The sequence below is a fragment of the Amycolatopsis sp. NPDC041971 genome (assembly GCF_055588925.1).
In genome coordinates this window covers 19,989-32,452 of record NZ_JBVJCE010000013.1, presented here as the reverse complement: position 1 = coordinate 32,452, position 12,464 = coordinate 19,989, and the positions used below count along the sequence as shown (strand labels likewise).

Genomic DNA, 12,464 nt, shown 5'->3' with positions numbered 1-12,464 from the left:
GGGTGGGGGGGTGGTGTTTTCCCCCTCTCCCCCCCCCCCCCCCCCCCCCCCCCCCCCCCCCCCCCCCCCCCCCCCCCGACCCCGTCTGGAACCGCGCGCCTAGGCCACCAGCGCGAAACTCGAGTAGTACTCGCCCGAGGGATCGCGCGAACCGCTCCGGTCGGGGCTGACCTCGGCGCCGACCCAGCCCTGGAAGGCCCCCGCGTCGTCGATCACCTGCAGCAGCGGGCGGACGTGACTGTTGCCGAGGTAGCAACCGTTGTAGGACAAGCATTCGCACCAGAACTCGTAACTGTTGCGCCGTCCGCCGAAGGCATCGCTCAGGTAGTAGAACCGCCTGTCGCCGGTGTCGATGATCTTCTGCGCGCACGCCGCGTGCCCGGGGCCGGCGGGGCAGCAGGAGGACGGGTCGCAGCCGGAGTCGTACTGCACGAACCCGAGGCACGAGCCGTCGTCACAGTTGTTCCAGCCCGGACCGACTCCGAGGGCGCCACTGCCGCCCCTGGTCCAGTCGGTGATCGCGCGGCGGTTCACCGCTTGCCCTTCGAGCAGGTAAGACCGCTGGGTCGCGCGGACCGAACTCATCGGTGCCTTGCTGGTCTGCGCGAGGGAGGCGTTGCTGCCGTAGGCGATGCCGCTGGTGATGGAGTAATCGTCACTCACCAGTTGCAAGCGGCCGAGACCCGGTCGTGGTTCCGAAACCGCCCACGTCTCCGCGAGGTTCACGGCGGTCGTGGTGCCGTTGACGGTGCTCTTGGTCCAGGTGATGGCCACCTGTCCGGAGGTTTCGGCGTAGGTGCCGGTGAAGTGGCCGTTCGGTTCACCGGTGAAGCCCGGCGCGGTCTTGATCGGACAGTTGTTGCGGGGATTGGATCCCGGCGCCCAGTCGCCGCAGTAGTAGACGTCACCGCTGTTGACCGGGGTGGGGAAATCCGCCTGGTTCCAGGTCCAGAAGTTGTGCGCGACGGTGTTGTCCGCCGGGTTGAACACGAGGTAGCCGAGGCGGATGTAGTTGCGGTCGGCGTCGGTGCGGAATCCGCCGACGCTCACCACCCAGTTCTGTTTGCCCGACGGCGCGGATCCGGTCCGCGCCTGGGACGGGCCGACGAGAAGCGTCGAAGCGAGCACGGACAGGACGACGATCGCCAAGACACGTAACCGTTTTCTCCCCATGGGGAGGAGCTAACCAGTTCAGCCCGCTTCAGGTCGAGAATCTCCAGCGTATCGCCAGTCGACATCACCCACTTCGCCCGCTTTCGCGGCCCGGCGCCCGACCACGAACACGTACAGTAAAAACGCGACCTCGGCGACCACTCCGATGCCGATGCGAGCCCAGGTCGGCAGCCCCGACGGCGTCACGAAACCCTCGATCACGCCGGAGATCAGCAGGACCACGGTCAGCCCCAGCGCCATCACCACGACCGACCGCCCCTGCTCGCCGAGCGCCGCCGTCCGGGACCGGCGTCCCGGGTCGATGACCGTCCAGCCGAGCTTCAGCCCCGTCCCGGCCGCGACGAACACCGCGGTCAGCTCCAGCAGACCGTGCGGCAGGATCAGGCCGAAGAACACGTCGAGCCGTCCGGCCGAGGACATCAGCGCCGCGCCGATCGCGAGGTTCAGCGAGTTCGCCCAGAGCGCGTAGATCACCGGAAGCCCCAGCACCACGCCGAGGAACAGACAGGTCGCGGCCACCCACGCGTTGTTCGTCCAGACGCGCGCGGCGAAGGAACCCGCGGGGTCGGACGAGTAGTACGTCTCGTACTTCCCGCCCGGCGCCGTCAGGTCCTTGAACTCCTCGGGCGAGGCCAGCGACGCGAGTACCTGCGGGTCGCCGGCGATCCACACCGCCGCGATCGCCATCACCGCGATCGAGGCCGCCGCCGACGCCAGCCACCAGCGTCTGCTCAGGTACAGCGCCGCGGGGAATCGCCGGGTGAAGAACAGCCCGACCTCGCGCCAGGCGGGACTGTGCGAACCGGTGACGGCCGAGCGGGCCTTCGCGACCAGGCCGGACAGGTGTGCGACGAGCACCGGGTCGGGCGCGACCGAGCGGATGATCGAAAGATGCGTCGCGACGCGCTGGTACAGCGTCACCAGCTCGTCGGCGTCCGGGCCGCTGAGTTTCCCGGCGCGGCCGACGAGGTCACGCAGCCGGTTCCATTCGGCCTGATGCGCGGCGACGAACACGTCCACGTCCAACTCGGAGCCCTCCCGGCGATCGTCCTTGGTCGCCCAGCCTATTCGTCACTACGCTTGCCAGGTGGAACAAGAGTCCGAACTCGTCACCGGCGAGGCCGTCGTCCTGGACATGCGCGCGGCGAAACTGGCCAGCCGCGGGCTCGCCATGATGATCGACGTCGCCCTGCAGCTGATCGCGCTGGCCGTCGCGATGCTGGTCTTGAGCCAGGTCGCCGCGTTCGGTGACGAAGCGCTGGCGCTGACCCTTTTCCTGGTGACCCTCGTGCTGATCATGGTCGGCTACCCGGTGATCTCCGAGACACTGACCCGCGGCCGCACCCTCGGGAAGATGGCGCTCGGCCTGCGGGTGGTCCGCACCGACGGCGGTCCGGTCCGGTTCCGGCACGCGCTGGTCCGCGGGCTCGCCGGATTCTTCGTCGATTTCTGGGCGCTGGGCTTGCTCGGCGTCGTGGCCGTGGTCACGTCGCTGCTGTCGCCCAACGGCCGCCGTGTCGGCGACTACCTCGCCGGCACCCTGGTGATCCGGGAACGCATGCCCGCCTCCCGCACCCCGTACGTCGGGATGCCGCCCGAGCTGGCGTACTGGGCGTCGCAACTGGACCTGACCCGGCTGACGAACGACCTCGCGCTGGCCGTCCGGCAGTACTTGAGCCGCACGAGCGAGCTTCGCCCCGAAGCGGTCGAAGCCCTCGGGTACGGGCTCGCGCAGCAGGTCGCGTCGGTGATCGGGGCGCCGGTGCCGCCGGGGGTGCCGTCGTGGGCGTACCTGTCGGCTGTGCTGGCGGAGCGACGCCTGCGGGATCAGGCGAAGCTGCAACCGGCGGTTCAGCACTGGCCGCCGGTGCCTTTCGCGCCGGGGCAGTCCTTCGCGCCTGTCGCTCCGGGGCCGCCGGTCGCCCAGCCGCAGCCTCTCTCGGATCCGGTACCGGAGAACCCCTTCGCACCGCCTGGCTGACCTATGCCCCGGTCCTGCAACCCGTAGTACATGAAGGGGGCCTTCATGTACTACGGAGCCTTCACACGCTGCCGGTGGTCGTGTTGCAGAAGTCCGTGAAGGCCTCCTTGAGGGACCCAGAGTCCCTCAAGGAGGCCTTCACGGACAGTCAGGAGACATCGGACGGCTTGGCCGCCCACGTGTTGCACTGGGAGATCCGGTTCTTCTGCGCGCCGTGCTGCCACCACGAGACGGCGTGCGCGTCGGAGCCGTGGTCGCGCGGGCCGCCGTTGTGGTCGCCGCGGTCCTGGGTCTGCCAGGCGTCGCGGTACATCGCCTGATCGACCGAGCCGCCGCGGCCCACCGTCGAGCCCAGGAACGTCCCGGAAAGACACTGCGCCGAAAGCTCGTTGCGCCGCGACATCTCCAGGCCCGCCGCCGAGTCCGTGCCCGCTTCGTACCGCGCGTCCCAATAAGCCTTCGAAATACCGGAAAGCGCCTGGATGTGGTGCGCGTACTCATGGGCGTAGAGGGCCAGATAGACCCCAGGCCGGTTGCCGTACTGGGGGACCTGAAGGCCTTCGTACGGCATGTACAGCGTCTCGTTCTGCGAGCAGTAGAACGCCGCCACCGAACCGTTGCTGGCGTCGCCGCAGGGGCTCGACCAGTTCTTGCCGGACGGATACTTCACGGTCGGGACCCGGAACGGCAGTTTCGTGTAGTTCATGACCTGCTGCCAGACGCTGTCCAGGCAGGGCCGCGCGCTTTCGAAGAACGCCGCGGCCGCGTCCGGGTTGTTCGCCCAGCGCGAGAGGTTGCACGGCTGGTTCGGCAGGCCGACTTGGGAATCGAGCCACAGCGGGTTGTCCGCCAGCTTGTGGTGCGGTTGCGGGCCGGACGGGGCACGGCTGGCCGAGGTCTCGCGGGTCGAGCCCGCCGACGTCTCGCGCGAGGCGGTCGAATCGCGTGAACGGGTGCTCGTCGTCGACGTGTCGCTGGACGTGGTGGTCGTCGTGTAGTCCGAAGAGGACGTCGTCGGATAGCTCGAGTATCCGACATCCGCGGTGTGCCTCGAGTCGCCGTTCGCGATGGTGATGACCATGAGCAACCCGCCCATGACCGCCATCACGGCCACGATCGCGACCGCCGCGATCACCCCGCCGTTGGACTTCTTGGCGTGATATCCGCCGTACGGAGTGAACGCGGGCTGAGCGAAACGCGGGCCGTACGGAAGCTGTGGCGGGCCGACGGCGCCGGGGCGGAACGGCACCGGTGCGCCGATCCGCGGCGGCGGCAGCGGGGCCGCTCCTGGCGGAGGCAGCGGCATCCCGCCGCTCGGCGGACCCGGCCGGAACGGCGGCGGGATCGGCGTCGGCCGGGAGACCGGCGGTTGCCCGGGGCGGCCGGACGGGACGGGACCCTGCCGCATCGGCGGACCACCGCGCGGCGGCAGCGGACGGGCTCCCGGCGGCGGGAGCGGGCGCCCACCTCGCGGTGGCAGCGGACGGGCTCCGGGTGGCGGGCTCGGGCGGCCACCCGGCGGTGGCAGCGGACGCGCTCCGGGCGGTGGCAGCGGACGGCCACCCGTCGGTGGCGTCGGTGGTGGAGTCGGCCGGCGCCGCGGATCAGGCGCGCCGGGCGGCTGCTGGTTCATCGAGTGGATCCCCCATGCGATTCGGCAACGCCGTTCGCCCAGGTGGGGCGATTCGGCGTTTCGGCGGTCAGCATAGATCGGCTGCCCTAAGGTGTGTGGCTGTGTTGACGAAATGGGGGACGGCGGTCGTGGCCGTCGCGGCGAGCTCGGCCTTGATGGCCCCGCCGTCGGATACGAACGTGCCGGAGGCGCCCGCAGCGGGCCCTTCGCTGACGAACGCGCCACAGTTGCCGAAGCCGCCGCCGATCGGTGCACGCGGTGAGCTCGGGCTGCTCCAGCCGCCGGGCGGTGCGGCCGCGAACGTCTCGGTGAAGGTGGAACGCGACGGTTCGGTGTCGATCACCGAGCAGGTGACCGTCCCGGGTGGACGGCAACTGGTACGCCGGATTCCGTTGAAGGTTCCCGCTGGTGAAGAGCAGGACCGCGTCTACGGCGTCCGTGACGTCTCGGTCGAGGGCGCGGGGAAGGCCGAGTCGAACGGTGAGCAGCTGGTCGCCACCTTCGATGGCGGCGCGGCCACCCTCAGGTACAAAGTGGACGGAGCGGTCGCGGACGTCAACGGCGCGCAGCAGGTGCGCTGGCAGGTGGCGAGCGGCTGGGACGGCGAACTGTCCCGCGTGTCCGCCGCGTTCAGCGCGCCGACGCGCGAAACACCCACAGTGGACTGTTTCGCCGGGCCGCTCGGTTCGGACAGGCAGTGTTCGCTCGCGGAGATCGACCACAGCGGCGTCGTCCGCATCGAGCAGGACAAACTCGCGGCGGGCGAACGGGTCGACCTCGCCGTCCAGCTGCCGGCGGGCACGGTGCCCGCGAACGCGCGGTTCGAGCAGATCGCCTCGGTCGGCGGAGCGTTCGCCCTCACCACTCTCGCCGGTCTCGGTTTCGGGGCGCTGGCGTTGTTCCTGGTACTCGGCGCCCTGACCATTTGGCTGCTGCGCCGTCGAGACAAGGGCGCGCTCACCGCGGGCACCGGCCCCGTCGACGTCCTCATGCGAGACGGCGATCGGGTCTCCTTCGCCTCGCCCGACGGCGTCCTGCCCGGCCAGGTCGGCACGGTCGTCGACGAGACGGTCGACGTCGTGGACGTCAGCGGAACGGTGGTCGACCTCGCCGTCCGCAACTATCTGTGGATCGCCGAGGTGCGCGGCGCGGGCACCGTCGACTGGCAGATCACCCGCCGCAACGCGCCCGACGAGCACCTCGTCGCCTTCGAACGCGAGATCTACACCGCCCTCCTTCCCGAGGGCACCGATTCCGTGCTGCTGTCGGAACTCCGCGGCCGCGGCACCGTCGACCTCCGCGTCGCCGGCGAGGCGATGTACGCCGACGTCGCGGGCAAGGGCTGGTTCTCCCGCCGTCCGGACAAGGGCAGGAGCAAGCTCACGTGGGCGGGCATCGGCCTGGTCGGGCTCGGTCTCGTGGGCACCGTCGTCCTGACCTTCACGGCCGGGCACGCGCTGCTCGGCGTCGCGGTCGTGCTCGCCGGGGTCGCCGCGTTGCTGGGTGCCTCGTGGGTGCCGCCGCGGACCTCGCGCGGCAGGCGGCTGGTCGGCCAGGTGCGTGGCCTGCTCGAGTACCTGCACACCGTCAAGGTCGCCGATATTCCGGTGGCGGACAGGGAATTGGTGTTCTCCCGGTCATTGCCGTACGCCATCGTGCTCGGCGACACCGAGCACTGGCTGCGCACGTTCGAGGGGCTCGACCCGTCGGCGGACGGTTCGGCCGGACTGTACTGGTTCGGTGGCCTCGATGGCGATCGGGATCTGCGCCGGTTCGCCGCGCACCTTCCGTCGTTCCTGTCCGCTTTGGACGGTCTGCTCGCCGAATCCGGGCACCTGCGCTCGCTCCGCCCGGACCCGGTCCCCGCCTGAGGTGAAAACTCGCAATTCGTCCTCTGAATGCGGTCCTTGCCTGCGCAACAACCGCATTCAGAGGACTAAATGCGTGCTTTTGCTGGCCGGTCTCCTGCTGGTGCTGAGCGCGGCACCGGCGGGAGCGCAAGGCGAACCGCAGCTGCCCTCGCTGCCCAACAGCGCGGAGATCTCGCTCAAGGTGGAACGCGATGGCGCCCTCTCGGTCGTCGAGGCGGTGTCCGTGCCGAGCGAGGTGACGATGACCCGCCGGATCCCGCTCCGCACGGCGGCCCCGCACGACCGTGACCGGATCATCGGCATCCGTGACGTCGTCATCGAGGGCGCGGGCAACTCCGAGCTGACCGAAGAAGAGTTCACCGTCAAGCTCAGGGGCGGCACCTCGATCGTCCGGTACACAGTGGACGGTGCGGTCATCGAAGCGGACGGCCTGGTGCGGGTCGGCTGGCAGGTCGCGGGCGGCTGGGACGCCCGGCTCGAACTCGTGCGCGCGAGTTTCGCCGCGCCGTCCATCCCGAACGCGGTCACCTGTCACGCCGGGCCCGACGGGTCGCGCGCGCACTGCGGGACCGCCCAGATCGCGCATTCCGGGCTGACCCGGTTCAGCCAGCAGAATCTCGCGGCCGGACAGCGGATGGAGATCTCGGTCGAGTTGCCCGGCGGCACCGTGCCGGCGAACGCGCGGCTGGAGCCGTCGAAGACCTTCGCCGGAGCGTTCGTGCTCACCGGTCCGGTCGGCTGGGCCTGGGGTGGCTTCGCGCTCGCGGTGGTCGCCGCGGCCGTGGCGCTGGGCCTGTTGCGAAGGCGGGACGAGCACCCGGGTGACCCACTCCCGGTCCGGCTGCTCACCGGGAAGGACGACCAAGCCGCGTTCTCATCACCCGACGGTGTGTTGCCCGGACAGGTCGGGACCGTTCTCACGGGGCGTGCCGACGCCGTCGACCTGGCCGCGACGGTCATCGACCTCGCGGTCCGGAACTACCTGTGGGTGACCGAGGAGCCCGGCGAGCTGACCGGCTGGCGGCTCGTCCGCCGCAATCCGCCGGACGAGCAGCTGACCGCTTACGAACGCGCGGTGTTCGACGTCCTGTTGCCGGACGGACGGCAGTCGGTGCTGCTGTCGGAACTCCAGTCCGCGCGAGTCGGGATCGAAACGGTACGGGGCGCGCTGGACGACAGCGTTGTCGAACGCCGCTGGTACTCGCGGCTGCCCGGCAGGCTGACCCGCGTCGGCCCGCGCGTCTGCTTCTACGGGTTGTTCCTCACCGTCCTGCTGGCCTTGACCGTCGGCTACGCCCAGCTCGGACTGATCGTGATCGCCGCGGGCGCCGTACTCGCCGTCGCCGCCCGGTGGCTCCCGGCGCGCACCGGGGCGGGCGTCAGGCTGCACCGGCGGCTGCTCGGCGTCCGTGACGCGCTGCTGGAGACCAAGGCGGCGGCCGTCCCGAAGCTCGAACGCGAGGTGCTCCTTTCGCGGGCGCTGCCGTACGCGCTCGCTCTCGGCGAACAAGAAGACTGGATCGCCGGATTCGCCGGACTGAAGGGTCCGCCCAAGATCTACTGGTGTGGCAGGGAAGGCGCCGACGAGGTGGACGTCGCACGGGTGGGCGACTTCACCGCCGCACTGGTGGGAACCTTCGCCGCGACCCGCCAGGGTCGTCGCCTGGAGGCCTGAGTAGCCCGTAGGGTGGTGCGCATGGCCGATCCCGAGCTTGTCCGATTCACCCTCGACAACGGTCTGCGCGTGGTGCTCGCGCCCGACGCGACCGCTCCGGTGGTGGGTGTCAGCGTCCACTACGACGTGGGCTTCCGTTCCGAGCCCGAAGGGCGCACCGGTTTCGCGCACCTCTTCGAGCATTTGATGTTCCAGGGGAGCGAGAGTCTGGAGAAGCTCGCGCACTTCCGGTACGTCCAGTCGAGTGGTGGCAGCTTCAACGGCTCCACCCATCCGGACTACACGGACTACTTCGAGGTCCTCCCCGCCGCGGCTCTCGAGCGCGCCCTGTTCCTCGAAGCGGACAGGATGCGGGCGCCGAAGCTGACGCAGGAGAACCTGGCCAACCAGATCGACGTGGTCAAGGAGGAGATCCGCCTCAACGTGCTGAACCGGCCGTACGGCGGGTTCCCGTGGATCACGCTCCCGCCGGTGCTGTACTCCACCTTCCCCAACGCGCACAACGGTTACGGCGGTTTCGAGGATCTCGAACAGGCCACCCTGGACGACTGCGCGGCCTTCTTCGACACCTACTACTCGCCCGCGAACGCGGTGTTGACCGTCGCCGGTGACTTCACCGTCGCACAGGCCCGCGAGCTGATCGAGAAGCACTTCGGTGACGTGCCGCACCGGCCCGTGCCCGAGCGTCCCTCGTTCGCCGAGCCCGCTCCCGAGGGTGAGCTCCGTGGTGAGCAGGTGGACCCGCACGCCCCGCTGCCCGCGGTCGGCGTCGGCTACCGCATGCCGGATCCGATCAACGACCTCGACGGCTACCTGGCGAACCTCGTGCTCGCCGGCGTGCTGACCGACGGCGACGGCTCCCGGCTCCAGCAGCGCCTGGTGCACCGCGAACCGCTGGTCGTCGACATCGGCGCGGGCGCCGGGCTGTTCGGCCCGTTCGAGGCCCGTGACCCGGACACGTTCACCATCACCGCGATCCACCCGCACGAGGTGAGCACCGAACAGGTCCTCGCCGCGCTGGACGAGGAACTGGAGAAGCTGGCGACCACGCCGCCGGAGGACCAGGAACTCAAGAAGGTCACCGCGCGCTGGGCCGCGAGCCTGCACTCCGAACACGACAAGCTGGTGTCCCGCACGCTGGCGCTGGGCTCGTTCGAGCTGCTCTACGGCGACGCGTCGCTGGTGTACCGGCTCCCCGAGAAGATGTCGGCGGTCACCGCGGAAGCCGTTTCGGCGGCAGCGAAGGCGCTGCGGCCGGATTCGCGCGCCGTCCTCGTCGTCCGCCCCGGCAGTGCCGATTCAGACCAGGAAGGTACCGAGCAGTGAGCGCACCGCACCGCACCGCCGAGGAGATCGGCCGCACGGCCGCCGGGCCGCGTCCGGTCCCGCCGCTGGGGACGCAGCGCGCCGCCGCCGATCTGTCCCATGTGGACACCACGCTGAGCAACGGGCTGCGGGTGCTCGCCGTCCGCAAGCCCACCGTTCCGCTGGTCGAGCTACGGGTGTGGATCCCGTTCGCCGGTGAAGACGAACTGCACCCGGCCACCGCCGAAGTGCTGGCCGAGACCCTGCTGACCGGCACCGCCCGCCGCGACCGCATCGAGATCGACGCCGACCTGGCGCTGATCGGCGGCGACCTCGCGTCCGGCGTCGACCCGGAGCGGCTCGTCATCACCGGTACCTCGCTGGCCGACGGCCTGCCGACGATGCTCGACGTCCTCGCCGACGCGCTCACCGGCGCTTCGTACGCGGACGCCGAGGTCGAGCGGGAACGCGAGCGGCTCATCGAGCGGATCGCCGTCTCCCGCACGCAGCCGAGGACGATCGCCCGCGAGGCGCTGCAGAAGCACCGCTACGGCGACCACCCCGCGGTGCGGGAGGTCCCGCAGGCCGAGGACGTGGCCGTTGTGACGCCCGAGCAGGTTCGCGCACTGCACCGGGCTTCGGTGCTGCCGCGTGGATCCGTGCTGGTGATCGTCGGCGACATCGACCCGGAGACCGTCATCGGCGACTTGGAGAAGGCACTCGGCGGCTGGGCTTCGGACCGCTCCGCCGTCCGCCTGCCGCCGCTGCCCGAACTCACCGGGGGCAACGTCCTGCTGGTGCCGCGGGCCGGTGCCGTGCAGTCGCAGATCCGGCTGTCCGCGCAGTCGGTGTCGCGCACGGACCCGCGGTACCCGGCACTGCAGCTGGCGAACCTCGTGTACGGCGGGTACTTCTCGTCGCGGCTGGTCGAGAACATCCGTGAGGACAAGGGTTACACCTACAGCGCGCACTCCGGATTCGAGTTCACCGACCAGACCGCCGTGGTGAACGTCGACGCGGACACCGCGACCGACGCGACCGCGGCCGCGCTCATGGAGACCCGGTACGAGCTGGCCAGGCTCGGTCTCGTGCCGCCGACCGCCGACGAGGTCGAATCGGTGCGGCAGTACGCGATCGGCTCGCTGGTCACGTCCGCGTCGTCACAGGGTGGACTCGCCGCACAGCTGGCCGCGCTCGCCGCGACCGGGCTGGGCGTCGAATGGCTCGCCGAGCACCCGGCACGGCTCGCCGCGGTCACCGCCGAAGACGTCGCGAACGCCGCGCTGGAGTTCTTCGCGCCCAAGCGGTTCACCGGGGTCGTCGTCGGAGACGCCGACGTCCTCGCACCGAAGCTGAAGGCGTTGGGGGACGTGACGGTCGGGGAGCAGGCCTGATGGAGACGCCGTTCGGGTTAGGGGTGCTCCCGACGCTTTCGCGCTCCATGGCGGACCGTCAGGAATCCTTGCGCACCAACCCGGACAGGCTCGCCGAGCGCTGGCCGGACGCCAAAATCGTGGTGCTCGACGAACACGCGCGCACCCCCGTGGTGGAGGGTTCCGGCACTCTCGCGACCCGCAAGTCGCAGGACTTCGGCACCGAGCCGCCCGCCGACGCGGTGTTCCTCGGAGAGTGGCAGGGCACCGACTACTGGTCGTTGCCCGGCCGCCCCGCCGGGGAGACCGAGACCGTCGAAATGGCGGGTAGCTGGGGTGTCGTCGAAGAGGTCCCGCGGCATGAAGGCGAGATCTGGGTCGACCTGCGCGGTTATGGCGATCTGCTCGACGACGCCTCGGCCGGGTTGTTCACCACCGCGCAGGCGTTGCAGGCCTGGCGTCGGCAGGCGAAGTTCTGCACGCGCTGTGGCAGCCCGACCGAGGTGGTCCAGCTGGGCTGGGCGAGCAAGTGCACCGGCTGCGGCCGCGAGGAGTACCCGCGCACCGACCCGGCGGTGATCTGCCTCGTGCACGACGACGCCGGCGTCAACGGCGAGCACGTCCTCTTGGCACGGCAGCCGATCTGGCCGCCGGACCGGTACTCGATCCTCGCCGGTTTCGTCGAGGCGGGGGAGTCGCTCGAAGGCTGTGTCGAGCGGGAGATCCGCGAAGAGGTCGGGGTCGACGTGCGCGACATCCGCTATCTCGGCAGCCAGCCGTGGCCGTTCCCGCGGTCGATCATGCTCGGTTTCACCGCGCGGACCGACATCTCATCGACGATCGTGCCCGCGGAGGGCGAGATCGAAGAGGCGTTCTGGGTTTCGCGCGCGGAGGTGCGGGCCGCTTTCACGAACAGTCAGCTGCGGAACGCGGGCGCCGTGCCGACCCCGATCGCCGGTGGAACACGGCACCTGGTGCTGCCGGGGAACTCGTCGATCGCGCGCGTGATGCTGGCGGCCTGGGCCGGCGTCTGACTTCTGTCCGCGGCCGTGTCCCCAATGCCTCATTCGAGACGCTCAGCGTCTCGAATGAGGCAGTGGGAACGCTTAGGCCAGGGTGAGAAACCCCGGCGATAGCAAAGGTCCCCTGCTCTCTTTTCGCAGGTCAGGCGGACTTGCCCCCACGACTTCTGGCACGCGGGACCGAGCGGAGCCCGGGTCGGCAAAGCCCCACTGCGCTCGCCGGGTTCGCAGCCCGGACCACAAGCGTGACTCACGTGCTCAGACACGTGACTCGCGTGTTCAGACCCGGATCTCGCGTGATCGGGCACCGCACTCACGTGTGCCGCGCCCAATCACGCGAGATCCGGGTCTGAACACGCGAGATCCGGGTTCGCACACGTGAGTGCGGCGCCGCGTCACCGTCGCACCTCGATGTGCCACCTGAGCACGCC

Annotated in this window: 9 protein-coding genes; 6 read left to right on the top strand and 3 right to left on the bottom strand. The window is 70.2% G+C overall.

The annotated features are described in order from the left end of the window. Positions 1–99: 99 nt before the first annotated feature. Together ACZ6DT_RS24510 and ACZ6DT_RS24505 are read right to left on the bottom strand one after the other, a co-directional pair. Positions 100–1,149 (bottom strand): hypothetical protein, encoded by a 1,050-nt coding sequence (locus ACZ6DT_RS24510; RefSeq protein WP_465599242.1) that lies wholly within the window; start codon positions 1,147–1,149, stop codon positions 100–102. A gap of 42 nt (positions 1,150–1,191) precedes the next feature. Then, positions 1,192–2,199, bottom strand: a complete 1,008-nt coding sequence (locus ACZ6DT_RS24505) for a stage II sporulation protein M (protein WP_465599240.1) — start codon at positions 2,197–2,199, stop codon at positions 1,192–1,194. A 61-nt stretch (positions 2,200–2,260) separates the two neighbouring features. Here ACZ6DT_RS24505 and ACZ6DT_RS24500 point away from each other — a divergent pair, with 61 nt between their 5' ends. Beyond that, a complete protein-coding gene (locus tag ACZ6DT_RS24500; protein WP_465599238.1) occupies positions 2,261–3,154 on the top strand; it encodes an RDD family protein in 894 nt (297 codons plus the stop codon). A 148-nt stretch (positions 3,155–3,302) separates the two neighbouring features. Here the strand turns inward: ACZ6DT_RS24500 and ACZ6DT_RS24495 are convergent, their stop codons facing one another. Beyond that, positions 3,303–4,562, bottom strand: a complete 1,260-nt coding sequence (locus tag ACZ6DT_RS24495) for a neutral zinc metallopeptidase (RefSeq protein WP_465599236.1) — start codon at positions 4,560–4,562, stop codon at positions 3,303–3,305. Between the two features lie 326 nt (positions 4,563–4,888). On the opposite strand from ACZ6DT_RS24495, the gene ACZ6DT_RS24490 reads away from it, so the two are divergent. The 5 genes from ACZ6DT_RS24490 to nudC all read left to right on the top strand — a co-directional run bounded on the left by ACZ6DT_RS24490 (position 4,889) and on the right by nudC (position 12,045). Further along, the gene (locus ACZ6DT_RS24490; protein WP_465599234.1) at positions 4,889–6,658 is read left to right on the top strand and encodes a DUF2207 family protein; all 1,770 of its coding nucleotides are present in this window, start codon (positions 4,889–4,891) and stop codon (positions 6,656–6,658) included. A gap of 73 nt (positions 6,659–6,731) precedes the next feature. Then, complete coding sequence (locus ACZ6DT_RS24485) at positions 6,732–8,333, top strand: DUF2207 family protein (RefSeq protein ID WP_465599232.1); 1,602 nt, start codon at positions 6,732–6,734, stop codon at positions 8,331–8,333. A 21-nt stretch (positions 8,334–8,354) separates the two neighbouring features. Next, positions 8,355–9,659 carry a M16 family metallopeptidase gene (locus ACZ6DT_RS24480; protein WP_465599230.1) on the top strand — a complete coding sequence of 435 codons (1,305 nt, stop codon included), beginning with the start codon at positions 8,355–8,357 and terminating at the stop codon, positions 9,657–9,659. Further along, entirely contained in the window at positions 9,656–11,032 is a 1,377-nt protein-coding gene (locus ACZ6DT_RS24475) for a M16 family metallopeptidase (RefSeq protein ID WP_465599228.1), read from the top strand. The genes ACZ6DT_RS24480 and ACZ6DT_RS24475 overlap by 4 nt, the downstream gene beginning before the upstream one ends. After that, a complete protein-coding gene (gene nudC, locus ACZ6DT_RS24470; RefSeq protein ID WP_465599226.1) occupies positions 11,032–12,045 on the top strand; it encodes an NAD(+) diphosphatase in 1,014 nt (337 codons plus the stop codon). Before ACZ6DT_RS24475 ends, nudC begins: the two co-directional genes overlap by 1 nt. The last annotated feature ends 419 nt before the right edge of the window (positions 12,046–12,464 follow it).

Bases quoted from the DNA above. Each gene is read 5' to 3' on its own strand.
- ACZ6DT_RS24495 (WP_465599236.1), bottom strand. From the start codon at position 4,562: ATGCGGCAGGGTCCCGTCCCGTCCGGCCGCCCCGGGCAACCGCCGGTC.
- nudC (WP_465599226.1), top strand. From the start codon at position 11,032: ATGGAGACGCCGTTCGGGTTAGGGGTGCTCCCGACGCTTTCGCGCTCC.
- ACZ6DT_RS24480 (WP_465599230.1), top strand. From the start codon at position 8,355: ATGGCCGATCCCGAGCTTGTCCGATTCACCCTCGACAACGGTCTGCGC.